Here is a 1,796-nt window from a genome sequence, read left to right on the forward strand (position 1 = left end):
ATCCCCTCGACACCCCACGACGCGAAGGGGATGCTCATCAGCGCCATCCGCGATCCCGATCCGGTGCTGTTCATGGAACCCAAACACGTCTACCGCTCGATCCGCGACGAGGTTCCTGAAGGTTCCTACACCGAACCGCTCGGCGAGGCGGCCGTCCGCGAAGAAGGCGAGGACGTTACCGTCATTTCCTGGGGTGCGATGATGCACAAGACGACCGAGGCCGTCGACAACCTCGAGGGGGTCGACGCCGAAGTGATCGACCTGCGGACCATCTCGCCGTTCGACAAGGAGACCGTCGTCGAATCAGTCGAGAAGACGGGCCGTTGTGTCGTTGTCCACGAGGCGGCCAAAACCGGCGGCTTCGGCGGCGAGGTCGTCGCCACCATCAACGACGAGGCGCTCATGTACCTCGAGAAGCCGGTCAACCGAGTCACCGGCTTCGACGTTCCCGTTCCGCTCCTCTCGATGGAAGACTACTACATCCCGCATCCGCCGAAAATCGAAGAGGCGATCAAAGAAACCGTCGATCGCTGAGCCGTTCCTCGAGGTCGAAACGATCTGTTGAACGGCTTGACACCGAATTTTCCTACCGATTCAGCGTGTGAATCGCTTTTCCCTGTGCGTGTTCGGCCGCTTCCATCACCGCCTCCGAGAGCGTCGGGTGCGTGTGAACCGTGCCGGCAATGTCCTCGAGTTTCGCGCCCATTTCGATCGCGAGGCCCAGTTCGGCGACGAGTTCGGAGGCTTCCGGCGCGACGATCTGTGCGCCGAGGACGAACCCGGTATCTTCGTCTGCCACGATCCGAACGAAGCCGTCGGATTCGCCCATCGAGAGCGCCCGCCCGCTCGCACGGAGCGGCATCGTCCCGACGACGGGCTCGAACCCGGCATCGTCGGCTTCGGCTTCGGTCATCCCGACTGTCCCGATTTCGGGGTCCGTAAAGACCGCGGCGGGAATCGCCTGCTGGTCGAGCGCCGCCGGTTCGCCCGCCGCGACCCCGGCCGCGACGAGCCCTTCGGCGCTAGCCTTGTGGGCCAGCATCGGTTCCCCTGCCACATCACCCACCGCGAGGACGTGCTCGAGGTCTGTTCGCGTATACTCGTCCGTCTCGAGGAAGCCCCGGTCGTCGGTCTCGAGGCCAATTTCGTCCACCTCGAGCGCTTCGGTCACGGGTTCGCGACCCACCGCGACCAGAACCCGATCAGCGTCGAACACCGACTCTTCGCCGTCTTCGTCCGCGGCAACGACTTCGATTCCCTCGTCGGCCTCGCGCCACTCGCTCGCGCCGAGACCGAACTCGAAGTCGATGCCGAGTGCTTCGGCTCGATCCCTGACGACGCGTGCGATGTCGTCCTCGTACGTTGGCAGGGCATCCTCGAGCATCTCGACGATGGTCACGTCAGCGCCGGCTTTCGCAAAGACCGTCGAGAGCTCCATCCCGATGTAGCCAGCGCCAACCACCACGAGTTCGTCCGGGATCTCCTCGGCCTCGAGCGCTTCGCGCGAGGACCAGACAGGGTCGTCGGCGAAATCGAATCCCGGGATCGACATCGCCCGGCTACCGGTGGCGATAATCGCGTGTTCGAACTCGATCGACTCGCTGCCCTGGCCTTCGCCGCCGTGGGCGACGCGAACGGCGTCCTCGTCGATGAACGTCGCGGTGCCCTCGATCAGCGAGACGCCGTTTGCCTTACAGAGCTTTTCGACGCCGCCGGTCAGTTGGTCGACCACGCCGTCTTTCCACTCGACGAGCGCTCGCATGTCGATCGACGGGTCGGCGTGGACGCCCATCTCC

2 protein-coding genes are annotated in these 1,796 nt (G+C 64.4%); one reads left to right on the plus strand and one right to left on the minus strand.

From position 1 onward, the window contains the following. The coding region (locus QNM96_RS22855; protein WP_283839111.1) for a transketolase C-terminal domain-containing protein at positions 1-534 on the plus strand (534 nt) is incomplete at its 5' end. Between the two features lie 52 nt (positions 535-586). Here the strand turns inward: QNM96_RS22855 and QNM96_RS22860 are convergent. Further along, positions 587-1,796, minus strand: a 1,210-nt coding sequence (locus tag QNM96_RS22860; RefSeq protein WP_283839112.1) for an FAD-dependent oxidoreductase, incomplete at its 5' end; no start/stop codon positions are given.

This window comes from Halostagnicola sp. A-GB9-2, from assembly GCF_030068615.1.
Classification (GTDB): domain Archaea; phylum Halobacteriota; class Halobacteria; order Halobacteriales; family Natrialbaceae; genus Halostagnicola.